The 22,886-nt window shown below is 67.6% G+C and carries 16 protein-coding genes and 1 pseudogene; 10 read left to right on the top strand and 7 right to left on the bottom strand.

Going from position 1 to position 22,886, the window contains the following annotated elements:
• Positions 1 to 78: 78 nt before the first annotated feature.
• Positions 79 to 1,494: a GGDEF domain-containing protein gene (locus tag AC5P7F_RS08525; RefSeq protein WP_032958025.1), complete on the bottom strand. Its 1,416-nt coding sequence runs from the start codon at positions 1,492 to 1,494 to the stop codon at positions 79 to 81.
• A 286-nt stretch (positions 1,495 to 1,780) separates the two neighbouring features.
• On the opposite strand from AC5P7F_RS08525, the gene AC5P7F_RS08530 reads away from it, so the two are divergent.
• Positions 1,781 to 4,030 (top strand): TonB-dependent siderophore receptor, encoded by a 2,250-nt coding sequence (locus tag AC5P7F_RS08530; protein WP_142234435.1) that lies wholly within the window; start codon positions 1,781 to 1,783, stop codon positions 4,028 to 4,030.
• Between the two features lie 183 nt (positions 4,031 to 4,213).
• The gene (locus AC5P7F_RS08535; protein ID WP_032958024.1) at positions 4,214 to 5,194 is read left to right on the top strand and encodes a cation diffusion facilitator family transporter; all 981 of its coding nucleotides are present in this window, start codon (positions 4,214 to 4,216) and stop codon (positions 5,192 to 5,194) included.
• A 38-nt stretch (positions 5,195 to 5,232) separates the two neighbouring features.
• On the opposite strand, the gene nfi is transcribed toward AC5P7F_RS08535, so the two are convergent.
• Positions 5,233 to 5,907 carry a deoxyribonuclease V gene (gene nfi / locus AC5P7F_RS08540; RefSeq protein WP_014646440.1) on the bottom strand — a complete coding sequence of 225 codons (675 nt, stop codon included), beginning with the start codon at positions 5,905 to 5,907 and terminating at the stop codon, positions 5,233 to 5,235.
• Positions 5,908 to 6,000: 93 nt separating this feature from the next.
• Between nfi and gpmA the strand changes: the two genes are divergently transcribed.
• Positions 6,001 to 6,750: a 2,3-diphosphoglycerate-dependent phosphoglycerate mutase gene (gene gpmA, locus AC5P7F_RS08545; RefSeq protein ID WP_014036448.1), complete on the top strand. Its 750-nt coding sequence runs from the start codon at positions 6,001 to 6,003 to the stop codon at positions 6,748 to 6,750.
• 110 nt (positions 6,751 to 6,860) lie between these two features.
• Here the strand turns inward: gpmA and AC5P7F_RS08550 are convergent, their stop codons facing one another.
• Positions 6,861 to 7,322 carry a hypothetical protein gene (locus AC5P7F_RS08550; protein WP_227863652.1) on the bottom strand — a complete coding sequence of 154 codons (462 nt, stop codon included), beginning with the start codon at positions 7,320 to 7,322 and terminating at the stop codon, positions 6,861 to 6,863.
• Between the two features lie 137 nt (positions 7,323 to 7,459).
• Between AC5P7F_RS08550 and AC5P7F_RS08555 the strand changes: the two genes are divergently transcribed.
• Complete coding sequence (locus tag AC5P7F_RS08555) at positions 7,460 to 9,553, top strand: M13-type metalloendopeptidase (protein ID WP_164077457.1); 2,094 nt, start codon at positions 7,460 to 7,462, stop codon at positions 9,551 to 9,553.
• A 200-nt stretch (positions 9,554 to 9,753) separates the two neighbouring features.
• On the opposite strand, the gene AC5P7F_RS08560 is transcribed toward AC5P7F_RS08555, so the two are convergent.
• The 4 genes from AC5P7F_RS08560 to AC5P7F_RS08575 form a co-directional block, all read right to left on the bottom strand.
• Entirely contained in the window at positions 9,754 to 10,371 is a 618-nt protein-coding gene (locus tag AC5P7F_RS08560; protein WP_014646442.1) for an HD-GYP domain-containing protein, read from the bottom strand.
• Positions 10,372 to 10,416: 45 nt separating this feature from the next.
• Complete coding sequence (mfd, locus tag AC5P7F_RS08565; RefSeq protein ID WP_049441517.1) at positions 10,417 to 13,881, bottom strand: transcription-repair coupling factor; 3,465 nt, start codon at positions 13,879 to 13,881, stop codon at positions 10,417 to 10,419.
• A gap of 149 nt (positions 13,882 to 14,030) precedes the next feature.
• Positions 14,031 to 14,576: a GNAT family N-acetyltransferase gene (locus AC5P7F_RS08570; RefSeq protein WP_014646444.1), complete on the bottom strand. Its 546-nt coding sequence runs from the start codon at positions 14,574 to 14,576 to the stop codon at positions 14,031 to 14,033.
• 95 nt (positions 14,577 to 14,671) lie between these two features.
• On the bottom strand, positions 14,672 to 15,529 hold the full coding sequence (locus AC5P7F_RS08575; protein WP_495204149.1) for a 23S rRNA (adenine(2030)-N(6))-methyltransferase RlmJ: 858 nt from the start codon (positions 15,527 to 15,529) through the stop codon (positions 14,672 to 14,674).
• A gap of 35 nt (positions 15,530 to 15,564) precedes the next feature.
• On the opposite strand from AC5P7F_RS08575, the gene creB reads away from it, so the two are divergent.
• From creB to gltX, 6 genes and pseudogenes are all read left to right on the top strand, one after another.
• Complete coding sequence (creB, locus tag AC5P7F_RS08580; protein WP_075076204.1) at positions 15,565 to 16,290, top strand: two-component system response regulator CreB; 726 nt, start codon at positions 15,565 to 15,567, stop codon at positions 16,288 to 16,290.
• Positions 16,291 to 16,293: 3 nt separating this feature from the next.
• Positions 16,294 to 17,756, top strand: a pseudogene (creC, locus tag AC5P7F_RS08585) (two-component system sensor histidine kinase CreC).
• An 81-nt stretch (positions 17,757 to 17,837) separates the two neighbouring features.
• Positions 17,838 to 19,157 carry a cell envelope integrity protein CreD gene (creD, locus tag AC5P7F_RS08590; protein WP_049441519.1) on the top strand — a complete coding sequence of 440 codons (1,320 nt, stop codon included), beginning with the start codon at positions 17,838 to 17,840 and terminating at the stop codon, positions 19,155 to 19,157.
• Between the two features lie 10 nt (positions 19,158 to 19,167).
• On the top strand, positions 19,168 to 19,578 hold the full coding sequence (locus AC5P7F_RS08595) for a hypothetical protein (protein ID WP_164077456.1): 411 nt from the start codon (positions 19,168 to 19,170) through the stop codon (positions 19,576 to 19,578).
• Positions 19,579 to 19,733: 155 nt separating this feature from the next.
• Positions 19,734 to 21,326, top strand: a complete 1,593-nt coding sequence (locus AC5P7F_RS08600; RefSeq protein WP_164077455.1) for a M20/M25/M40 family metallo-hydrolase — start codon at positions 19,734 to 19,736, stop codon at positions 21,324 to 21,326.
• A gap of 154 nt (positions 21,327 to 21,480) precedes the next feature.
• Positions 21,481 to 22,884: a glutamate--tRNA ligase gene (gltX, locus tag AC5P7F_RS08605; protein WP_014646451.1), complete on the top strand. Its 1,404-nt coding sequence runs from the start codon at positions 21,481 to 21,483 to the stop codon at positions 22,882 to 22,884.
• Positions 22,885 to 22,886: the final 2 nt, after the last annotated feature.

Consider the following 22,886-nt stretch of genomic DNA (forward strand, 5'->3'; position numbering starts at 1 on the left):
CTGCTCTTCGCCCCGCGTGCGAAAAATCCCGCGCTGCGCGCGATAGTCGACCAGCGGTCGACTCTACCTGTCCTGTCGTCATCGCTGCAGTGCGCGCCGCCCCGGGGCTTCCTCAAGGTCCGCGCTGGCCACTACCACGCGGTTGCGGCCGCTGCGCTTGGCCTCGTACATCGCCGCATCGGCCCGTGCCATCAGCCGCTCGTAGTCCGGGTGGCCGTCATGGCCGGCTACGCCGATGCTGGCGGTCAGTGCCAGTACCTGGCCGTTGGCCAATGCCACCGGTGACTGCGCGATCTGCCGCCGCAGGCTTTCGGCGATCACCGCGGCCTGTGATTCGCTGGCCGCGACCAGCACCACCACGAACTCCTCGCCGCCATAGCGGAACAGGTAGTCACTGCCGCGGGTCAGCTGGCCGAGCAGGCCGGCGACGTGCTGCAGCGCGCGGTCCCCGGCGTCGTGGCCGTGGCCGTCGTTGATCGCCTTGAAGTGATCCAGGTCGAGCAGCAGCAGCGAGAACGGCGTGCGGTTGCGCGTGGCCAGCTCGATCTCCCGGCGCAGCACGGTAGGCAGGAAGCGGCGGTTGAGCAGGTTGGTCAGCGCATCGCTGCCGGCATCCAGCTCACCGATGCGCTCGAACAGCAGCGTCATCAGGGTGCGGATGGCGGCCAGGTCCTCGCGGATGGCCGGCAGCACCGCCAGTCGTTGTGCCGGGGCATCGTTGCTCGCCCGCTGCAGGTTGCTGTCGATGCGGGCCATCAGCTGGCCGACCTGCCGGGTCTCGCTGCTCTCGCCGAAGCTGGGGATGCCCTTGTGGGTGAACCACAGGCCGAACTCGGAAGTGGCCAGGCTGGCGCTGTCGCTGGCCTGTACGTGGCCAGCGAGCGCGTAGAGCAGGGCGTTCTCCCAGTCCAGCAGCAGTGCGCGCTGGCGTTCGCGTTCGGTGCCGACGTTCTGCACCAGCGAGAACAGCCGGTACGCAGCATCGGCGCGGGTCGAGCGCTCGCGTGCATGGGTATAGGCCAGGGTCATGCCTTCCATGGCGATGTCCATGATCGCGCTGAGGCAGTCGATGGCGGCGAACGCAGTGGCACTGTCGGGCGCGTCGTCGTGCAGGCGCACGAACAGTTCGTGCTTGAGCACGCGCGCGCCGCGGGTGACCAGGTCGACCGGAATACCGACCCGGGCATGCACATCGCCGATCACCCGCTGCGAGGCAACGGCGCCGGCAATACCGTCGGCATTGGTGGTCAGCAACTGCACCAGCCAGCGCTGCATGGCCGGCTGCAGGCGCTGCTTGACCTGATCGTGGGACAGGAAGCGGCGTGCACGCCCGTCCTGCAGCAGTACCTCGTAGAAGCGTTGGGCCAGCGCCGGCGGGGCATCGGCGGCGGCGGCGTGCAGCAGCGCGGTGGCGGCAGGGCCGGCCTGTTGCAGGCAGTGCTGCCAGGCCTCGGCCAGCGGTTGGCTGGCATCGTCCAGTTGGGGTGGTTCCACGTCGATCTCTGACTGCGTACGGCAAACCACGGGTATCGGCCGCGGTGGCGCACGGTTGATGGCGGGTTGGCCGGTCAGTTTATGCGCGATGCAGGGTTGCACGGCGCGCAAAGCACGTCGGCGCCGCGGCGGCAATGAGTGAACGCATTTGAGAATCACTCGCATTGATGGGAGAATGCGCGCACGGATCGGCCCGCAGGCGACTGCAGCGACGCTCCGCCTCCCCCTCGTCGTTGCCTCAAGCCCTTTGCCAGAGGCCCCGTTGCCCTGCCAGAAGGTCCAGACCATGTCCCCTGCCGTTGTCCTTTCGCCGCGCCCGCTGGCGCTCGCCGTTGCCGCCCTGCTGGCGGGAAGCGCCCTGACCGCCCAGGCCGAAACCGATGCCACCGATATCGACACGGTGCATGTCACCGCCTCGCAGATTGCCCGCCAGGCACTGGGTACCTCGACCATCACCGCCGAGGACATCGCCAAGCGCCCGCCGGCCAACGACATCGCCGAGCTGCTGCGCACCATGCCGGGCGTCAACCTCACCGGCAACAGCGCCTCGGGCCAGTACGGCAACAACCGCCAGATCGACCTGCGTGGCATGGGGCCGGAAAACACCCTGATCCTGGTCGACGGCAAGCGCATCGGTGCGCGTGACGCCGTGCGCATGGGCCGTAGCGGTGAGCGCAATACCCGCGGTGATACCAACTGGGTGCCGGCGGAAATGATCGAGCGCATCGAAGTGCTGCGCGGCCCTGCGGCGGCACGCTATGGCTCCGGTGCGTCCGGCGGCGTGGTCAACATCATCACCAAGCGCCCGACCGGCGACCTGACCGGAGCGGTCGACCTGTATGGCCTGGTGCCCGAGCACAGCGCCGAAGGCGGCAGCGAGCGCGTCGGCCTGCAGCTGAGCGGGCCGATGACCGACACCCTGTCGTTCCGCCTGTACGGCAACCTCAACAAGACCGACGCCGACTCACTGGACCTCAACCGCCAGTACGCCACCAACCCGAACGCGGTGCCACCGGCTGGCCGCGAGGGTGTCAAGAACCGCGACGTCAACGCGTTGCTGCGCTGGGACATCACCACCGACCAGGTGGTGGAGTTCGAAGCCGGCACCAGCCGCCAGGGCAACATCTACGCCGGTGACCGCGCGGTCAGCACTACCGGTACCTCGACCGGCGTTGACCTGGCGGCGCTGGCCGACGGCGAAGCGGAAACCAACCGCATGTACCGCAACACGGGCGCGATCACCCATCGCGGCCGCTGGGGCGACGTGACCTCGCGGGTGACCGCCGCGGTGGAAGCGGTCAACAACTCGCGCATCAATGAAGGCCTGGCCGGTGGCCCGGAAGGCAGCTTCAATGGCACCGATTGGTCGACCTCGCGCCTGCGCAACTACCAGCTGGATGGCGAAGTGAGCTTCCCGACCTCGCTGGGCAGCGCCGAGAACATCTGGACGCTGGGCTTTGAATACCTGGACAGCCGCCTGACCGACCCGTACTCGATGAGCCAGTCCAGCAGCAGCGGCGGCGGCATCCCGGGGCTGTCGGCCGATCGCGCGCGGGGCAAGGCCGACGCGCAGACCACCGCAGTGTTCGTCGAAGACAACATCTACCTGGGTGAGCGCTGGATCGTCACCCCGGGCCTGCGCTTCGACCACCACAGCCAGTTCGGCAACAACACCAGCCCCAGCCTCAATGCGCAGTTCCGCATCAACAGCGACTGGGTGGTGAAGGGCGGCATCGCCCGCGCGTTCAAGGCGCCGAACCTGTACCAGTCCAATCCGGACTATCTGTACTACACCCGTGGCAACGGCTGCCCGAATGCACTGCCGAGCCTGGGTGCCGGTTGCTACATGCGCGGCAACGCGGACCTGAAGGCGGAAACCAGCCTGAACAAGGAACTGGGCATCGAGTGGGCACCGCAGAGCGGCTGGCAGGCCTCGTTGACCTACTTCCACAACGACTACAAGGACAAGATCCAGGCCGGCTACACCCAGATTGGCCTGACCGCCGACACCAAGGGCCGCATCTTCCGCTGGGAGAACGCGCCCAAGGCGATCGTGCAGGGGCTTGAAGGCAACCTGGTGATCCCGCTGCTGGGCGAGCAGGGCAACCGCCTGAAATGGAGCAACAACTTCACCTACATGGTGGAAAACGAGAACAAGAGCACCGGCCAGCCGCTGTCGGTGATCCCGAAGTACACCGTCAACACGATGCTGGACTGGCAGGCCACCGACAAGCTGTCGGTGCTGCTGACCGGCACGTTCTACGGCAAGCAGGAACCGGCCACCGCCAACATCAACAATGATCCGCGCTGCACCGGCAGCTGCGATCCCTCGATCGCGCTGCAGGACCGCGGTGCCTACAACATCTGGGGCGTGAGCGCGCGCTACAGGGTGACCGGGACCGTCAGCTTCGGCTTCGGCGTCAACAACCTGGCCGACAAGCGCCTGTTCCGCGAGGCCAACAGCAGCGATGCCGGTGCGGCGACCTACAACGAACCGGGCCGCGCCTACTGGGCCAGCCTGCGCTTCGGGTTCTGACCGCACGCGGACGCCGGTCCGCTGCGGTCGCCAGGCCAGGCCTGGCGCTGCCGGCCACGCTCCGGTAGCGCCGGGCCTTGCCCGGCGACACCGGCGCCGCGCGCCTGCAATGTTATAAACACCGTAATAGTCTCCCCCGCCAGCACGGCGTAGCCTGCACCGCATCGCAAAGGAGCTGTTGCCATGGGCCACGACCACGATCACCTGCCATCCCAGATCCGCCACGAGAAACCCTTGTGGTGGGCGCTCGGCCTGACCTCCACCTTCCTCGTCATCGAGGTGGTGGGCGCGTTCTGGACCAACAGCCTGGCGCTGCTGTCCGACGCGGCACACATGGCCACCGATGCACTGGCACTGATGATCGCGCTGGTCGCGGTGCGGTTGAGCCGACGCCCGCCGGACGCGCGCCGCACCTACGGCTATGCACGCCTGGAAGCGCTGGGCGCGATGATCAACGGCGCCATGCTGTTCGTGGTCGCCGCCTACATCCTGTGGGAGGCGATCGGTCGTTTCCGCGAACCGCAGGAGATCGCATCTTCGGGCATGCTGGTGATCGCCGCCGCAGGCCTGGTCATCAACCTGATCTCGATGCGCCTGCTGCAGGCCGGCAGCGGCGAGAGCCTGAACGTGAAGGGCGCCTACCTGGAAGTGTGGGCGGACATGCTTGGCTCGGTGGCGGTGATCGCCGGTGCGTTGTTGATCAAGTGGACCGGCTGGAAGCCGATCGACCCGATCCTGGCGGTGCTGATCGGCCTGTGGGTACTGCCGCGCACCTACGTGCTGATGCGCGAGGCGATCAACGTGCTGCTGGAAGGCGTGCCCAAGGGCATGGACGTGGCCAAGGTGCGCGACAGCCTGTCCGGTCATGCTGCGGTGCTGGACGTGCATGACCTGCATGTGTGGGCGCTGGCCTCCAGCACGCCGGCGCTGACCGCGCACATCGTGATGCGCGACGGCACCGACGCCGATGCGCTGCGCCGTGAGCTGGGCGGGCGCCTGCACGATGACTTCGGCATCGAGCACGTGACGCTGCAGATCGAAGCGGACCACTGTGGTGAAGCCTGCGCTGGACCGGCGTCGGCCAAGGGCGGCGCGCAGCAGGGCCATGAAGGCCACGACCACGGTGAGGACGCGCAGGGCCATCGCGGCCACGTGCATCATTGAATGAAAATGAAAGCCGCACCGGGGAATGCCCGGTGCGGTCATTCGTCGCGTCGCGAGGCCAGCCGATCCGCCAGCCGGGTCGGTTCCGGCAGCCGGTAACCGCGCAGCGTGCGCTGCACCCAGTCCAGCGCGGTATCGGCACTGACCCGATGGCCGCCGGCCACGAACAGCGGCTTGCAGCGCACCTTGCTGCGCAGCACCCAGCCCAGTTGTTCGTCGCCATCCTGCAGCGGCGCATGTGCACCGGCCTCGGCGCCCGGTTCGACGAACCGGCCCACCAGCTTTGACTTGGCCACGCCGATGCTGGGCAGGTCGGTGACCACGCCCAGATGCGCGGCCACGCCCAGCCGGCGCGGATGGCTGATGCCATGGCCATCGACGAACACCAGGTCCGGCGTGCGCGGCAGCAGCGCCAGCGCGGCCAGCAGTGCCGGCAGCTCGCGGAAGCTGAGCAGACCGGGGATGTAGGGCATCACCGTGGGGATGCGCGCGATCTCCTGCGCCACGGGCTTCAGCGTCTCCACGTCCAGCAGTACCGCCGCGGCGCGGGTGATGGCGCCGTCGTCTTCAAAGCCAACATCCAGCCCGGCCAGCCAACGGACGTCGCGTGGCAGGCGGTCCTGGCGCTCCACGCGGCCGGCCAGCTGGAGCTGCTGCGCGCGTGCCGCGGAGACGCTGCCTTCCCAACATCCGGGATCGATCACCGTATTCATCGGTCACAGCATCGCACGGGCGGCGCCACGGCCCGGTGAGCGGCGGCCGGGCTACAATGGCGGCCTGCCTTTCCTCGCGTTGGAGACCCTGCAGTGACCCGTAAACTCGTACTGTTGCGCCATGGCCAGAGCCAGTGGAACCTGGACAACCGCTTCACCGGCTGGGTCGATGTCGACCTGACCGAGCAGGGGCGCCGGGAAGCGGCCGCCGCCGGTCGCCTGATGCGCGAGGAAGGCCTGCAGTTCGACGTCGCCCACACCTCCGTGCTCAAGCGTGCCATCCACACCCTGCAGGGTGCGCTGGCCGAGCTGGAGCAGGACTGGCTGCCGGTGAACAAGTCCTGGCGCCTCAACGAGCGGCACTACGGCGGCCTGCAGGGGCTGGACAAGGCCGAGACCGCGGCCAAGCACGGCGAAGAGCAGGTCAAGGTCTGGCGTCGTTCGTACGACATCCCGCCGCCGCCGATGGACCTGGAAGATCCGGGCCACCCGATCCATGACCGCCGCTACGCCGGTCTGGACCGCAACGCGCTGCCGGGCACCGAGTCGCTGGCCACCACCCTGGACCGCGTGCTGCCGTACTGGCACGACGCCATCGCGCCGCAGCTGAAGGATGGCAAGACCGTGCTGGTCACTGCCCACGGCAACTCGCTGCGCGCGCTGTACAAGTACCTCAACAATGTCTCGCGCGAGGAGATCCTCGAGCTGAACATCCCGACCGGCATCCCGCTGCTGTTCGAACTGAACGACGACCTGACCGTGCAGTCGTTCCGCTACCTGGGCGACCCGGAAGCAGCGCGCAAGGCCGCCGAAGCCGTGGCCAACCAGGGCAAGGCGAAGTAAGAAGCACAAGGCCGGCGCAAGCCGGCCTTCGCTTTTGTCGAGCCGAGCCCACGCTCGGCCGGCGCTGTCGCAACCCGGTAGAGCCAACCCATGGGGGCTGCATCAGCCAGCTACGAGGGATCCATGCGGCGCACCTTCGGCGGCTGCAACGCGGCAATGTCGATGACGTGTTCCTGGCATATCACCTGATAGTGCGTGAATGGGCCCGGGTAACTGACATCGGCAAAGGTGGCATGGTCCAGATAATCGAGGAACTTCGAACGGCTGTAGCGGCGGAACAGGTTGCCGCTCCAGGTTTCGGCGTCGTCCCAGCTCTGGTAGGACTCGTTGTGCACGGCGTAGCTGATGTAGTGGTCCCAGATCAGCTCAAAACGCTGCGAGTGGGGCATCACCTCTATCGCACGCGCATCATCGATTGAACGTCCATGAGCGAGCTCCACACGGGAGGGCTTTCCGACCACCAGGCCTTCCTCGACGACCAGGCGCAGACGATTCGCTTCCGGCTCGCCGATGCCCGCCAGGAACAGACACTCACAAGCGTCGATGGCCTGCAGCAGCGCAGCTTCGTCCATGGTCATGAAGTCCAGTGATCGCGGAAGCCAGAGCATAGCGGCATGCAGACGGAGCCGCGCCATGCGCTCGTGACCTTTGGCCGGTCCCCAGCGTCGCTCCCGCGGCTACCCTGTGAAATTACCCGCAGGAGAGCCTCATGAACGTCCGCAACCTGGTCCCGCTGGGCCTGACCATCGCCATCGCTGCCTCACTGGCGGCCTGTGGCAAGAACGAAACCGCCCCGGCGGCCAGTGCCGACGCCAAGCCGGCCTTCGACCTGTCGCAGATCAAGACGCCGCTGATCTCGCTCAACAGCGCCGACCTCGATCCGGCCATTCCGGCCTGTACCGACCTCAATGGTTTCGTCAACAGCAAGTGGCTGAAGGCCAACCCGGTGCCGGGCGACCAGACCACCTGGGGCAGCTTCGAGATCCTGCGCGAGCGCTCGCTGGAAGTGCAGCACGCGCTGGTGCAGCAGGCCGCCGCCAACCAGGCCAAGGCGGGCTCGGTGGAAGCGAAGATCGGTGACATCTGGAAGACCGGCAACGATGAAGCGAAGATCGAAGCTGCCGGCCTGGCGCCGCTGCAGCCGCAGCTGGACAAGATCACCGCGCTGAACGACACCGCCGCCATCACCCGGTACCTGCGCGACAGCCAGGCCGAGGGCAAGGGCGTGCTGTTCTCGCTGTTCGCCAATGCCGACTACAAGGATTCGGCCAACGTCATCGCCTACGTCGGCCAGGGTGGCCTGGGCCTGCCGGAGAAGGGCTACTACTTCGACGATGCGCAGGCCAAGATCCGCGACGCCTACGTGGCCTATATCGCACAGGTGCTGACCCTGTCCGGCGTGGACGCGGCGCAGGCCGCCGAGCAGGCGAAGGCCGTGATGGCCTTCGAAACCCGCCTGGCCAAGGCCTCGATGTCGCGCATTGAAATGCGTGACCCGGCCAAGCGCTACAACCCGCTCAGCGCGGCTGAGGCCGACAAGCTGACCCCGAACTTCAGCTGGACCGCGCTGTTCGAGACCCTCAAGGTGCCGGCCGCGCAGAAGTTCTCGCTGGCCCAGCCGGGCTTCTTCGCTGAAATGGACAAGATGCTGGCCGATGTGCCGGCCAGCACCTGGCAGGCCTACCTGCGCTTCCACACCATCGACGACGCCTCGCCGTACCTGAGCAGCCAGTTCGAGAAGGCCAACTTCGATTTCTATGGCACCACCCTGCGTGGCCAGAAGGAAATGCAGCCGCGCTGGAAGCGCGTGCTGGAGTCGGTCAACGGTGGCATGGGCGAAGCCCTGGGCCAGCTGTACGTCGACGCCGTGTTCCCGGCCGAGTCGAAGGTCGCCATGCAGCACCTGGTGGAAAACCTGTCGCAGGCGCTGAAGGCGCGCCTGGAGCAGCTGCCGTGGATGGGCGAAGAAACCAGGAAGAAGGCCCTGGAGAAGTGGGCCAGCTTCACCCCGAAGATCGGTTACCCCGACAAGTGGCGTGACTGGGCGGGCCTGCAGACCAACGGCGACAGCTACCTGGGCAACATGCAGGCGGCGCGTGCGTTCAACTACCGCTACATGCTGGACAAGATCGGCAAGCCGGTGGACAAGACCGAGTGGGGCATGACCCCGCAGACCGTCAACGCGTACTACAACGCCACCAAGAACGAGATCGTGTTCCCGGCGGCGATCCTGCAGGCACCGTTCTTCGACGCCAAGGCCGATCCGGCGCTGAACTACGGCGGCATCGGTGCGGTCATCGGCCACGAGATGATGCACGGCTACGACGACTCGGGCAGCCAGTTCGCCGCCAACGGCAACTTCGACAACTGGTGGACCGACGCCGACCGCAAGGCCTTCACCGCGCGTACCGACCAGCTGGTCGCGCAGTTCGACGGCTATGAATCGGTGCCGGGCGTGTTCGTGAAGGGCAAGCTGACCCTGGGCGAGAACATCGGCGACCTCGGCGGCCTGACCGTGGCCTACGACGCGTTGCAGATGGCGCTGAAGGAAGACCCGAAGGCGAATGTCGAAGTGGATGGCCACAGCCAGGACCAGCGCTTCTTCATGAACTGGGCCACCGTGTGGCGCCGCAACTTCACCGATGGTGAGCTGCGCGTCCGCCTGAACACCGATCCGCACGCCCCGGCCAACTTCCGTGCCAACGGCGCACCGTCGAACATGCCGTCCTATGCCGCTGCATTCCAGTGCAAGGCCGGCGACGCGATGGTGCGTGCCGACGACAAGCGCGTGGTGATCTGGTAATCGATCACCCGTGACTGCATGATGCGAAAGGCCCGGCGAATGCCGGGCCTTTTGTCTTCCAGGCCGGTAGCGCAGCGCCGACTGGTAGAGTCGACTGTCAGTCGACTATCGCGCGCAGCGCGGGATTTTCGCGATCTGGACGAAGAGCAGTCGACTGACAGTCGACTCTACCGACGGGTCGTTTCACCTTCCGGAAGATCTCAGGCCAGCTCCGGCTCCCGCGCCAGCATGCGATGGAAGCGCTGCAGCACGTAGGGATCCACCAGCCCTCCAGACTGCGAATCGATGATCCGCAACGCGGTTTCGTGCTCCATCGCGTCGCGGTACGGGCGCACGCTGGTCATCGCATCGTAGGCATCGGCGATGGTGACGATGCGCGCGCCCAGCGGGATGGATTCGCCGCGCAGCCCATCGGGATAGCCGCTGCCATCGAAGGCTTCGTGATGGGCGCGGATCAGCCGCGCCACGGGCGCGGCGTCGCTGCGGCCGGTGGCCAGGAAGATGTGCTCGCCGCGCACCGGATGCTCGCGCATGATCGCGCGCTCCTCATCGGTATGCCGGCGCGGTGCCAGCAGTACGTCGTCGGGAATGCCGATCTTGCCGATGTCGTGGAAGCGCGCGGCCAGGCCGACCTGCGCACAGGCCTCGTCGTCGAGATCGCAGTGCGCGGCCAGCCGCTGCGCGAACAGGCCGACGCGGTCGCAGTGATGGCGGGTGTAGGCGTCGCGCATCTGCAGCGACATCGAGAGGGCATCGATCAGGCAGGCCTGCGCGTGCAGCAGGTCGGGGGCGGGTACGGCGTCAGGAAACATGGTCATCCGCCCGCACCGGGTGGGGACCGGTGCGGGGTGTTCGGGGGGCGATCAACCCGGGGCGAGGGTGGTCAGAAGGGCGCGGGCCGCGTTGAAGCGGTCTTCCGGCAACGGCAGCGGATGCTTGATGCGCAGCTTGTCGGGCCCTTCCATGGCGTACAGGTTCGGTTGCTTCTGGATCAGCTGGATCACCGCCATCGGGTCGATGTTCGGCTTGGATTCGAACACGATGCGGCCACCATTTTCGCCCAGGTCCAGCTTGCGGATGCCCAGCGTGTTGGCCTTCAGCTTCAGCTCGGCGATGGCGAACAGGTGCTTGGCCGCATCCGGCAGCAGGCCGAAGCGATCGATCATCTCCACCTGCAGTTCGCGCAGCGCATCGCTGTCGCGCGCGCTGGAAATACGCTTGTACAGGGTCAGGCGGGTATGCACGTCCGGCAGGTAGTCTTCCGGGATCAGTGCCGGCACATGCAGTTCGACCTCGGCACCACGCACTTCCTCGCCGGCATCAAGGTCGGGCAGCTTGCCCTGCTTGATGCTGCGCACCGCGCGCTCCAGCAGCTCGGTGTACAGGCTGAAGCCGACCTCGGCCATCTGCCCGCTCTGGTCCTCGCCGAGCAGTTCGCCGGCACCGCGGATTTCCAGATCGTGCGTGGCCAGGGTGAAGCCGGCGCCCAGCTCGTCCATCGAGGCGATCGCTTCCAGGCGCTTCTCAGCGTCGGGGGTGATCGCGCGGCGGTCGGGCGTGATCAGGTACGCGTAGGCGCGGTGGTGCGAACGTCCGACGCGGCCACGCAGCTGGTGCAGCTGGGCCAGGCCGAAACGGTCCGCACGGTTGATGATGATGGTATTGGCGTTGGGGATGTCGATGCCCGACTCGATGATCGTGGTCGACAGCAGCACGTTGAAGCGCTGCTTCTGGAAATCCAGCATCACCTTTTCCAGCTCGCGCTCGGGCATCTGCCCATGGGCGATGCCGATGCGCGCCTCCGGCACCAGCTCGGACAGCTCGCGCTGCATGCGGCCGATGCTTTCCACGTCGTTGTGCAGGAAATACAGCTGGCCACCACGCGCCAGCTCGCGCTGGAAGGCTTCGCGCAGCAGCGCGTTGTCCCACTGGGTGATGAAGGTCTGCACCGCCAGCCGGTTCGGCGGCGGCGTGGCGATGATCGACAGGTCGCGCAGGCCGGCCATGGCCATGTTGAGCGTGCGCGGAATCGGTGTGGCGGTCAGGGTCAGCAGGTGCACGTTGGCGCGCAGCGCCTTCAGCGCTTCCTTCTGGCGTACGCCGAAACGCTGCTCCTCGTCGACGATGACCATGCCCAGGTCCTTGAACTTCACGTCCGGCTGCAGCAGGCGATGGGTACCAACGATCACGTCGATGGTGCCGGCGGCGACCTTTTCCAGCTCGGCCTTGATTTCCTTGGTGGTCTTGAAGCGCGACAGCACCTCGACCTTCAGCGGGTAATCGGCGAAGCGGTCGCGGAAGTTGCGGTAATGCTGTTCGGCCAGCAGCGTGGTCGGCACCAGCACAGCCACCTGCTTGCCGGCACTGGCGGCCGCAAAGGCCGCACGCACCGCCACCTCGGTCTTGCCGAAGCCGACGTCGCCGCAGACCACGCGGTCCATCGGCTGGCTGCTGGCCAGGTCGCGCAGGGTGGCGTCGATCGCGGCCAGCTGGTCCGGGGTCTCCTCGAACGGGAAACCGGCCGCGAACGGCTCGTACATCGCGCGGTCGACCTGCAGTGCCAGGCCGGCACGCGCCTGGCGGCGGGCCTGGATCTCCAGCAGTTCGGCGGCGACGTCGCGTACTTTCTCGGCGGCCTTGCGCTTGGCCTTGCTCCACTGCTCGCCACCGAGCGAATGCAGCGGCGCGGTTTCCGCCGACGCACCGGAATAGCGGCTGATCAGGTGCAGCTGGGCGACCGGCACATACAGGCGGTCGCCCTTGGCATATTCGATTTCGAGGAACTCGCCGGGCATGCCGCCGACGTCCATCGCGATCAGGCCACGATAGCGGCCGACGCCATGATCCTCGTGCACGATCGGCGCGCCCTCGGTCAGTTCACCGAGGTCGCGGATGATCGCTTCCGGCTCGCGGCCGGCACGGCGCGTGCGCCGGGTGCTGCCGGCGCGCTCGGGGAACAGCTGGCGCTCGGTCAGCACCGCGATGCGCGGATCGTCCAGCGCGAAGCCATCCTCCAGCGGTGCCACCGCGATCGCGAAGCGCGCGTCGTCGGCGAGGAAGCTGGGCAGGTCGGCCACCACCGGCGGCTTCAGCTCGGCGGCCTGCAGCACTTCCAGCAGCGCCTCGCGGCGGCCGGGTGAATCGGCGGCGATCAGTACCCGGCCCGGATAATGGCCGAGGAAGGATTTCAGCGCATCGCCAGCGGGGGCTTCGCGCGCGGCCACCGGCAGCGGTGGCAGCGGCTGGTCGCCCAGCGCGTGCGCGTCGGCGATGCGCGCATGGTCAGCCGCCCACACCTCGATGCGCGGGGCATCGTTCAGGCGCTCGCGCAGCAGCTCCGGCGACAGGTACAACGCTGACGGCGGCAGCAGCGGGCGCTCCACATCATGGCGGCGCTGCTCATAGCGGTCCGCAGTCTGCGCCCAGAACGCGACGGACGCTTCATACGCACCGGCACAGACCACCGGCAGGCTGCCGCTGGGCAGGTAGTCAAACAGGGTTGCGGTGCGTTCGAAGAACAGCGGCAGGTAGTACTCGACGCCGGCCGGCGCCAGTCCGGACTTCAGGTCCTGGTACAGCGAACTGCGCCGGGTATCGACGTCGAACCGCTCGCGCAGCGTGGCCAGCACGCGGGCGATGCTGGCTTCATCCATCGGCACTTCGCGGCCGGGCAGCATGTGCACCGCCTCGACCTTGTCCAGCGAACGCTGGCTTTCCGGGTCAAAGGCACGGATCGAGTCGATGTCCTCGTCCAGCAGTTCCACCCGCAGCGGCTCGTCGGCACCCATCGGGTACACGTCGAGCAGGCCGCCGCGCACAGCGAAGTCGCCCGGGTCCATCACCTGCGGCACGTTGCGGTAGCCGGCGCTTTCCAGGCGGCGCTTCTCGGCTTCCAGGTCCAGGCGCTGGCCGACCTTCAGGTCGAAGCTGCCACCGATCACGTAGCTGCGCGGGGCCAGCTGCTGCAGCAGGGTCTGCACCGGCACGATCACCAGGCCACGCTTCAGCGCGGGCAGGCGGTGCAGGGCGGCCAGGCGCTGCGAAATGATGTCCGGATGCGGACTGAAGCGGTCGTAGGGCAGGGTTTCCCAGTCCGGGAAGGCGACCACCGGCAGGGCCGGATCGCCGCCGAGCAGGGTGTGCAGGTCGGCTTCGAGCTGGTTGGCACCGTGGTTGTCACGGGCGATCACCAGCAGCGGGGCGTCGTGCGCACGCGCGGCCTGGGCAAGGTACCAGGCCAGGGCGGTCGGCGAGGCGGGGGCGCGCCACCAGGCGCGGAGCTGGCCGGCGCGCGGCAGCGGCGGGGCGGGGTATGAGGTACGCGACATGGACCCCGGATTTTAGCAGAAGCCCGATCGAAGCCCGGTGGGTCGTGCCGGCCGATTGCCGGCAGCCTCATGTGCCGTTGGGGTAACGCAGTTCAGGCCAGCGGCCGGCACTACCGGCAGGCGTCGCCGGGCGGGGCCCGGCGCATCTGTCAGTTGTCCAGCTCCAGCACCATCCGCACCAGGCCTTCGGCACCGGCCGGGTGCGGGACCGGCTTGAAGCCCAGCGAGGCGGCCAGCTGTTTCATCGGCTCGTTCTCGGCGGCGACGTCGCCGTACAGGCGGTCCAGGTACTTGCCGCGGCCCCACTTCACCAGCTTGCGCATCAGCTGCCGGCCCAGGCCCTGGCCAATGAGGAAGCGGCTGATCAGGATCGCGTACTCGGCTTCACGGGTGCCGGGGATGATCGAGGCCCGGGCGACCGCGCCGACCACCGCTTCGCCAGCAGGCAGGGATTCGGCTGCGACCAGGGTGATCTCGGTCTTGGGATTCGGGTGGGTCAGGCGCTGGGTGGTTTCCGGCGAAAGCTCGGTCACCGCCTGCAGGAAACGATCACGGATTTCTTCCGGCCCGAACAGGCTGAACGCCGCTTGCAGCGGTGCGCCATCTTCCGGGCGGATGGGGCGGATCAGCAGCTCGTGGCCGCTGGGAGCCTTGAAGATCTCATGCCAGGGCGGCATGCGGTTGCGAGTGGCCATACCGGGTGATTCCTTGGTGGTCCATCGATTGTGGCATCACCGGGGCTGCATTCCGTGAACGAAAGGCTCACGGCGGTACAGCCTCGTGAAGGCCGTCATTCGGGGGCTTTGAGCCAATCCAGGCGGGTGCTGGCCCCCGGTTCGCCCAGGTGCTGGCGCAGCGCCGGCAGGGCCGGGCCGACCACCCGGTCGAACTGCCACGGCGGGTTGAGCAGCAGCATGCCGCTGCCGTTGAGGCGCAGCGGCGAGTCGTCCGGGCGTACCAGGAACTCGATCGTCATCGCCGATTTCACCGGCAGGGCGGTGGCCTTGCGCAGGAAGTGCAGGATGGTGCGGCGCTGCTTGATCGGGAACCACACCGCGCAGGTCGCCTGCGGCCAGCGCGCCAGGGTCTCGGCCAGGGCGGCCAGAACGGCCTGGTACTCGGCGTCCTGGGCCTCGTACGGCGGGTCGATCAGCACAAGACCACGGCCGATCTTGCTGCCGTTGAACTTCGGCGGCAGCAGCGAGCGCAGCAGGGCATAGCCATCGCCAGCGCGCGCATCGACGCGGCTGTCATGGGCGAACAGGGCCTTCAGCGTGGCCGTTTCGGCTTCCTGCAGCTCGCAGACCGCCATGCGGTCCTGCGCGCGCATCGCCTGTGCGCTCAGCAGCGGCGAGCCCGGGTAGTTGGTCAGCGCGCCCACCGGGTTGTCGGCCTGCACCGCCTTCAGGTAGCGCTCGACCACCTCCGGCAGCCTGGGCTGGGCCATCAGCCGCATGATCCCGGATTCGGCCTCCAGGGTCTTGCGGCTCTCTTCGCTGGCCAGCAGGTAGCGGCCGGCACCGCCGTGGGTGTCGAGCACGAAGAACGGGCTGTCCTTGCGCTTGAAGCTGTCGATCAGGGCCAGCTGCACGATGTGCTTGAGCACATCGGCGTGGTTGCCGGCGTGGAAGGCGTGGCGATAGTTCATGGGCGGCAGTGTACGGGGCGGCGGCCGCAGCGGCTATGCTGCGCGCCATGACAGCTCCCGTTGCCCATGTCCTGGTGGTCGAGGACGAAGCCGCCATCGCCGAAACCGTGCTCTATGCGCTGCGCAGCGAAGGCTATGCCGCCAGCCACTGCCTGCTGGGCGGCGAGGCCCTGCAACGGCTGCAGGCCGGCGATATCGACGTGGTGGTGCTGGACGTGGGCCTGCCGGACCTGGGCGGTTTCGAGGTCTGCCGGCGGCTGCGTGCGCAGCCCGGGCCGGCGGCGCAGCTGCCGGTGATTTTCCTGACCGCCCGCAACGATGAAGTGGACCGCGTGCTCGGCCTGGAACTGGGCGCCGACGATTACATGACCAAGCCGTTCTCGCCGCGCGAGCTGGTGGCGCGGGTGCGCGCGCGCCTGCGTCGTGCGGCAGCGGTCGTCGCAGCACCCCGCGCGGACGCCGGCTGGCAGGAACACGGGGCGTTCGCGATCGACCGCGAAGGCCGGCGTATCCGCTTCCGCGGCCATGCGCTGGACCTGACCCGATACGAGTACGCGTTGCTGGAAGCGCTGCTGCAGCGCCCCGGTGCCATCCTCAGCCGCGCGCAGCTGATGGACCGGGGCTGGGACAGCAGCGCCGACAGTGCCGACCGCACCGTCGACACCCATGTAAAGACGTTGCGCGCCAAGCTGCGTGCGGCTGGTGCCAGCGACGACCCGATCCGCACCCACCGTGGCCTTGGCTACGCGCTGGAGGTCTAGCCGATGCGCCTGGTACTGAAGCTGTTCCTCGGCTTCTTCCTGATCACCGGCATCGCCGCGTTCTTCGTGATGCGCGTATTCGTCAACGAGGTGAAGCCCGGTGTGCGCCAGGCGATGGAATCGACCCTGGTCGATGCGGCCAACGTGCTGGCCGAGATGGCCGCCGCCGACGTCAAGGAAGGCACCATCCGCAGCGGCAGCTTCACCCGCAACCTGGCCAAGGCGCGGCAGCGCGACCTGAAGGCGATGGTCTGGCGTTTTCCCAAGCGATCGCTGGATTACCGGGTGACCATCACCGATGCCAGGGGCATCGTCATCTACGACTCGCTGGGCCGCGACCTCGGGCGTGACAATTCGCGCTGGAACGATGTCTACCGCACCCTGCGTGGCGAGTACGGCGCCCGCTCCAGCCCGGAAATACCAGGCGAAGAAGGCGATACCGTGATGCACGTGGCGGCGCCGGTATACGACCCGGCCGATGGGCGCACCCTGATCGGCGTGCTCAGCCTGGCCCAGCCCAACCGCAGCATCGATCCGTTCATCGCCGCCAGCCAGCGCGCCATCATCGAGCGCGGCGCCTGGTTGATCGGGCTGTCGGCGCTGGTCGGCGTGCTGGTGACGATGTGGCTCACCACCGGCCTCGGCCAGCTCAGCCGCTATGCACGCGCGGTCAGCGCCGGCGAACCGGTGCCACCGCCACGGCGCCGCCGCGACGAGATCGGCGACCTGGGCCAGGCGCTGGAAACCATGCGCCGCAAGCTGGAGGGCAAGGCCTATGTCGAACAGTACGTGCAGTCACTGACGCATGAAATGAAGAGCCCGCTGGCGGCGATCCGCGGTGCCGCCGAGCTGCTGCAGGAGCCGCTGCCCGAGGCCGACCGCGTGCATTTCGCGCGCAGCATCGTCGACCAGCAGGAGCGGCTGACCGAGACCATCGACAAGCTGCTGGCGCTGGCCGAAGTGGAACAGCACGGCTGGCTGCAGACCCGCGATCCGATCGCGCTGCCAACGTTGCTGGCCGATGCGGCAGCGGCGGCGCAGGTGCGTGCGCAGGCGGCCGGCGTGCAGGTCAGCATCGGCAGCGCGCCCGACCTGCGCGTGCAGGGCGATGCCTATCTGCTGCGGCAGGCGTTGCACAACCTGATCGACAACGCCATTGCCTTCTCACCGCCCGGCGCGCGGACATCGCACTGCAGGCCGAGGTGGACGGGCAGGGCGTGCGCCTGCAGGTGGCGGATCGCGGTACCGGCATTCCCGACTACGCGCGCGAACGGGTGTTCGAACGCTTCTATTCGCTTGCCCGCCCGGGCAGCGGCCGGCGCAGTTCCGGCCTGGGCCTGCCGTTCGTGCAGGAGGTCGCGCGCCTGCACGATGGTCGCGCCAGCCTCGACGCGCGCGACGGCGGTGGCACCGTGGCCAGCCTGTGGCTGCCGTTGTCAGTGCCGGGCCAGCGTCCGCGCCGCTGACTTCACACTCGCTTCAACTTCGCCACAAACCCTGCTCACCGCAGCGGTCCATCCTGCAGCCCTCTCCAACGAGGATGGACCATGAAATCCCTGAAGATGCTGCTGAGGTTCGCCATTGTCGGCGGGCTGATCCTGTTGTTGCTGGTGCCGCTGATGATGATCCGCGGGGTCATCACCGAGCGCAGCCAGTACCGCGACGAGGCCTTTGCCCGGGTGGCCGACAGCCGTGCCGGCACGCAGCAGCTGGTGGGCCCGGTACGGGTGGTGCCGTGGGTGGAACGCAAGCAGGTTGAACTGGTTGACCCGCTGGGCGTCAAGAAGACCGAGATCCAGGTGACCGAGGGCCACTGGCTGCAGATGCCGGCGTCGCTGGAGGTGGGCGGCGAGATGCTGCCGAGCCAGCGCGAGGTCGGCCTGTTCAAGGTGCCGGTGTACAGCTGGAATGGCCAGTTGAAGGCGACTTTCGCCGAAGACGACTATCCGGTGAAGAACGGCCGCACCTATGGCCAGCCCTATGTGGCGCTGGGGGTTTCCGATGTGCGCGGCCTGGTGGGCACGCCGAACCTGCGGGTGGACGGCAAGCAGCTGCGGTTGCTGCCCGGCGTAGGCGTGGCCAGCGAAATCGGACGTGGCCTGCATGCGCCGGTGAGCGGTTTCGCCGCGGATCAGGGCGGCGCGCTGGCCGCCAGCACCGTTGAACTGGAGCTGCGCCTGGATGGCAGCCGCATGCTGTCGGTGGTGCCGGTGGGCGATGACACCCGGATCGCGCTGCGGTCGAGCTGGCCGCATCCGTCGTTCAGCGGCGCCTTCCTGCCCAACGAACGGCGTGTCGATGCACAGGGCTTCGAAGCACGCTGGGCGGTGTCCTCGCTGGCCTCCGATGCACAGCGCCAGCTGCGCAGCGAGGGGACGATCGATTCGCAGGCCGTGACGGTGTCGCTGGTCGATCCGGTCGATACCTACACCCAGGCCGACCGTGCCTCGAAGTACGGCGTGCTGTTCGTGGTGCTGACCTTCGTCGGCTTCATCCTGTTCGAACTGATCAAGTCGCTGCGCATCCATCCGCTGCAGTACCTGATGGTCGGCCTGGCGCTGGCGATCTTCTTCCTGCTGCTGATCAGCCTGTCCGAGCACATCGCGTTCTGGAAGGCCTACCTGGTCTCGGCCGTGGCCTGCATCGGCCTGCAGGCGGTGTACCTGGCCAACGTGCTGGGCCACTGGAAGCGCGGCCTTGGCTTCGCTGCGCTGCTGACCGTGCTGTACGGCGCGCTGTATGGCCTGCTGGTGTCGGAGAACAACGCACTGCTGATGGGATCGCTGCTGCTGTTCGTGATCCTGGCGCTGGCGATGTGGGTGACCCGCCGGGTCGACTGGTACGCGCTTGGCGCGGACCTGAAGTAAGGAGCACGCCATGAGCTGGCGCCAGGGATTGCGGCAACGGGCGCGGCAGGGCATTCCGGCCCTGCTGGAAGTGGATGCACTGCTGCAGGCACATGGCGTGCTGGCGGCCCTGCCGGGGGCACGGATCGCCCCCGGTCTGGTCCGCTTCCAGCTGGCCGCGGTGACCTGCGAGGGATTGCAGGGCAAGGGCCTGGCCTGGTTGCAGGGCGCGCGGCAGGGACGCGGTGCGCTGGCGGGGAGGGTGCCGCGCTACCGGCCATGGAAGGCCGGGGCGGAAGCACTCGCGGAAATCGGCATTGGTGGCCTGCCCGATGACTGGCCCGCGCATGCGGCGGTGTATGGCTGCAGCAGCATCGACCGGCGGCACTGGTTGCTGCTGCTGCCGGAGCGGGCGCAGCTGTGGCTGGGGTGGAGTGGGTGAGGTGGTTTGGCAGATGCGACCCAACCACTCTTCTGTGGGGGCGAACCCTGGTTCGCACGCTTCCGCGCCGCCCATGACCGATGGGAGGGTATCGCGGCGCCGCTGCTGGCTAGACTCGATGGGTTGATGAGCAGGCCGGAAGGCAGGGGTGCGATGTGTTGAAGTGGGGCGTGCTGGCCGTAGCGCTGGCGATGGGTGGCAATGCAGCGGCGCAGCAGCGCGAGACGGTGGACCTGGACATGGTCAGCCGCATCCGCCAGGAGGCCTTCCACCGTTCGCAGGTGATGGACACCTTCAGCTATCTCACCGAACGCATCGGCCCGCGGCTGACCAACTCGCCGGCGATGGGCCGCGCCAACGCGTGGACCCGCGGCAAGTTCAACGAATGGAAGCTGGACAACGTCCACGACGAAGCGTTCGATGACTTTGGCCGTGGCTGGGAGTTCACCTCGGCCAGCGTGGAAATGCTGGGTGACCGTGTGCAGCCGCTGCATGCACTGCCCAAGGCCTGGACGCCGGGCACCAAGGGGCCGGTTGAAGGCGAGCTGGTGCAGGTCGAGATCAAGAAGCCCGAAGACATCGAAAAGTACCGCGGCAAGCTGCGCGGCAAGATCCTGCTGCTGGGCGAGGCGCGCGAGTACAAGCGCGGCACCGAGCCGGATTCCCATCGGCATGACGCGACCTCGCTGGAAGGCCTGCAGGCGTTCACCCTGCCGAAGGACCAGGACGCCACCGCCGAGCGCGCCAAGCGGGTCAAGGAGTACCAGGAACGCCAGCAGCTGGCGACCAGGGTCAATGCGTTCTTCGTCGAAGAAGGGGCGCTGGCCTCGATCAGCATCAGCAGCTGGGACAACGGCATCATCCGCGTTGCCGGTGGTGGTTCGCGCAAGGCCGGCGAGCCGGTCGGCATCCCCGAGCTGGCGATGATCAGCGAGCACTTCAACCCGCTGGTGCGCGCGCTGAAGGCCGGGCAGACCGTGCGCCTGCGCGTGGATGTGGCCGCGCGCTTCACCGATGACGCCGACCAGCCCGGCTACAACACGCTGGCCGAGATCCGCGGCAGCAGCAGGCCTGATGAAGTGGTGATGATCGGCGCGCACCTGGATTCCTGGCACAGCGGCACCGGCGCGGCCGACAACGCCGCAGGCGTGGCGGTGATGATGGAGGCCATGCGCATCCTCAAGGCCACCGGCGCCAGGCCCAAGCGCACCATCCGCGTGGCGCTGTGGAGCGGCGAGGAGCAGGGCCTGATCGGCTCGCAGGCCTATGTGGCCAAGCATTTCGGCCGGTTCCCGGAGCCCACCGACCCGGCGCAGAAGGCGCTGCCGGCGTCGCTGCGCGAGCCGACCGGTGCACTGCAGAAGACCCGCGATTACAGCAAGTTCCAGGTCTACTTCAACATGGACAACGGCTCCGGCCGCTTCCGGGGCATCTACGCCCAGGAAAACCTGGCGGCGATGCCGATCTTCGAAGCCTGGCTGGCGCCGTTCCATGACGTCGGCGCCACCACCGTGGCGACCCGCAACACCGGCAGCACCGACCACATCAGCTTCGACCGCATCGGCCTGCCGGGCTTCCAGTTCATCCAGGACCGGCTGGACTACTTCACCAATGTCCACCACAGCCACCTGGACACCTGGGACCACGCCGAACCGGAAGACCTGAAGCAGGCCGCAGCCATCGTCGCCTCGTTCGCCTACAATGCCGCGATGCGCGAGCAGCCGTTCCCGCGCAAGGCGGAACCGTAAATGGGGACGGAGGGGATTAAGTCGCATCTCCCCTCCGTTTCCCGGTTGCAGTGCCCACGGGCTGGGCAATCGCGACTTAATCCCCTCCGTCCCCTTTTTCCGTCGGGGGCGGCGGGCTGGTAAAATCGGGGGATTCCCGTTCCTCGAGCCGTCCATGACCTGCCGCACCCGCTTCGCCCCCAGTCCCACCGGCTACCTGCACATCGGTGGTGCCCGCACCGCGCTGTACTGCTGGCTGGAGGCCCGCCACCGTGGCGGCGAGTTCGTGCTGCGCATCGAGGACACCGACCGTGAACGCAGCACCCAGGGTGCGATCGACGCCATCCTGGAGGCGATGGAGTGGCTGGGCCTGGACTATGACGAAGGCCCGATCTATCAGACCGACCGCGTCGCCCGCTACCGGGAAGTGGCAGAGCAGCTGATCGCCGACGGCAAGGCCTACTACGCCTACGAAACCCGCGAAGAGCTGGACGCGATGCGCGAGGCCGCCATGGCCAGGCAGGAAAAGCCGCGTTACAACGGCGCTGCACGCGAACTGGGCCTGCCGTACAAGGACGACCCGAACCGCGTCATCCGCTTCAAGAACCCGCTGGAAGGTACGGTGGTGTTCGACGACCTGATCAAGGGCCGCATCGAGATCGCCAACAGCGAGCTGGATGACATGGTCATCTTCCGCCCGGACGGCTACCCCACCTACAACTTCGCGGTGGTGGTGGACGACTGGGACATGGGCATCACCGAGGTCATCCGCGGCGACGACCACATCAACAACACCCCGCGCCAGATCAACCTGTACGAGGGCATTGGTGCGCCGGTGCCGAAGTTCGGCCACATGCCGATGATCCTGGACGAGCAGGGCGCCAAGCTGTCCAAGCGCACCGGTGCGGCCGACGTGATGCAGTACAAGGACGCCGGCTACCTGCCCGACGCGCTGCTGAGCTACCTGGCCCGCCTGGGCTGGTCGCACGGTGACCAGGAGCTGTTCAGCCGCCAGGAGCTGATCGACCTGTTCGACGTGAAGGACTGCAATTCCAAGGCCTCGCGCCTGGACATGGCCAAGCTGGGTTGGGTCAACCAGCACTTCCTGAAGACCGAGGACGTGGCCGCCATCGTGCCGCACCTGGTCTACCAGCTGCAGAAGCTGGGCCTGGACGTGGCCGCCGGCCCGGCCCCGGAGGATGTGGTGATCGCCCTGCGTGAACGCGTGCAGACCCTGAAGGAAATGGCCGAGAAGGCCGTGGTCTGGTACCAGCCGCTGACCGGGTACGACGAAGCGGCGGTGGCCAAGCACCTCAAGGCCGGTGCCGAGGTGGCGCTGGGCAAGGCCCGCGAGCTGCTGGCAGCGTTGCCGGAGTGGACCGCCGAGTCGGTGGGCGTCGCCCTGCACGACGCGGCCGCAGCGCTGGAGATCGGCATGGGCAAGGTCGCCCAGCCGCTGCGCGTGGCGATCACCGGCACCCAGGTCAGTCCTGACATCTCCCATACCGTTTACCTGGCCGGCCGCGAGCAGGCCTTGAAACGCATTGATGTGGCCATCACCAAGGTAGCAACGGCCTGAGG

This window comes from Stenotrophomonas sp. YJH_SMC_105-26, from assembly GCF_059368915.1.

Coding starts and splice junctions, on each gene's coding strand:
- AC5P7F_RS08530 (WP_142234435.1), top strand. CDS start 1,781: ATGTCCCCTGCCGTTGTCCTTTCGCCGCGCCCGCTGGCGCTCGCCGTT.
- AC5P7F_RS08535 (WP_032958024.1), top strand. CDS start 4,214: ATGGGCCACGACCACGATCACCTGCCATCCCAGATCCGCCACGAGAAA.
- nfi (WP_014646440.1), bottom strand. CDS start 5,907: ATGAATACGGTGATCGATCCCGGATGTTGGGAAGGCAGCGTCTCCGCG.
- AC5P7F_RS08550 (WP_227863652.1), bottom strand. CDS start 7,322: ATGGACGAAGCTGCGCTGCTGCAGGCCATCGACGCTTGTGAGTGTCTG.
- AC5P7F_RS08555 (WP_164077457.1), top strand. CDS start 7,460: ATGAACGTCCGCAACCTGGTCCCGCTGGGCCTGACCATCGCCATCGCT.
- AC5P7F_RS08560 (WP_014646442.1), bottom strand. CDS start 10,371: ATGACCATGTTTCCTGACGCCGTACCCGCCCCCGACCTGCTGCACGCG.
- mfd (WP_049441517.1), bottom strand. CDS start 13,881: ATGTCGCGTACCTCATACCCCGCCCCGCCGCTGCCGCGCGCCGGCCAG.
- AC5P7F_RS08570 (WP_014646444.1), bottom strand. CDS start 14,576: ATGGCCACTCGCAACCGCATGCCGCCCTGGCATGAGATCTTCAAGGCT.
- AC5P7F_RS08575 (WP_495204149.1), bottom strand. CDS start 15,529: ATGAACTATCGCCACGCCTTCCACGCCGGCAACCACGCCGATGTGCTC.
- creB (WP_075076204.1), top strand. CDS start 15,565: ATGCTGCGCGCCATGACAGCTCCCGTTGCCCATGTCCTGGTGGTCGAG.
- creD (WP_049441519.1), top strand. CDS start 17,838: ATGAAATCCCTGAAGATGCTGCTGAGGTTCGCCATTGTCGGCGGGCTG.
- AC5P7F_RS08595 (WP_164077456.1), top strand. CDS start 19,168: ATGAGCTGGCGCCAGGGATTGCGGCAACGGGCGCGGCAGGGCATTCCG.
- gltX (WP_014646451.1), top strand. CDS start 21,481: ATGACCTGCCGCACCCGCTTCGCCCCCAGTCCCACCGGCTACCTGCAC.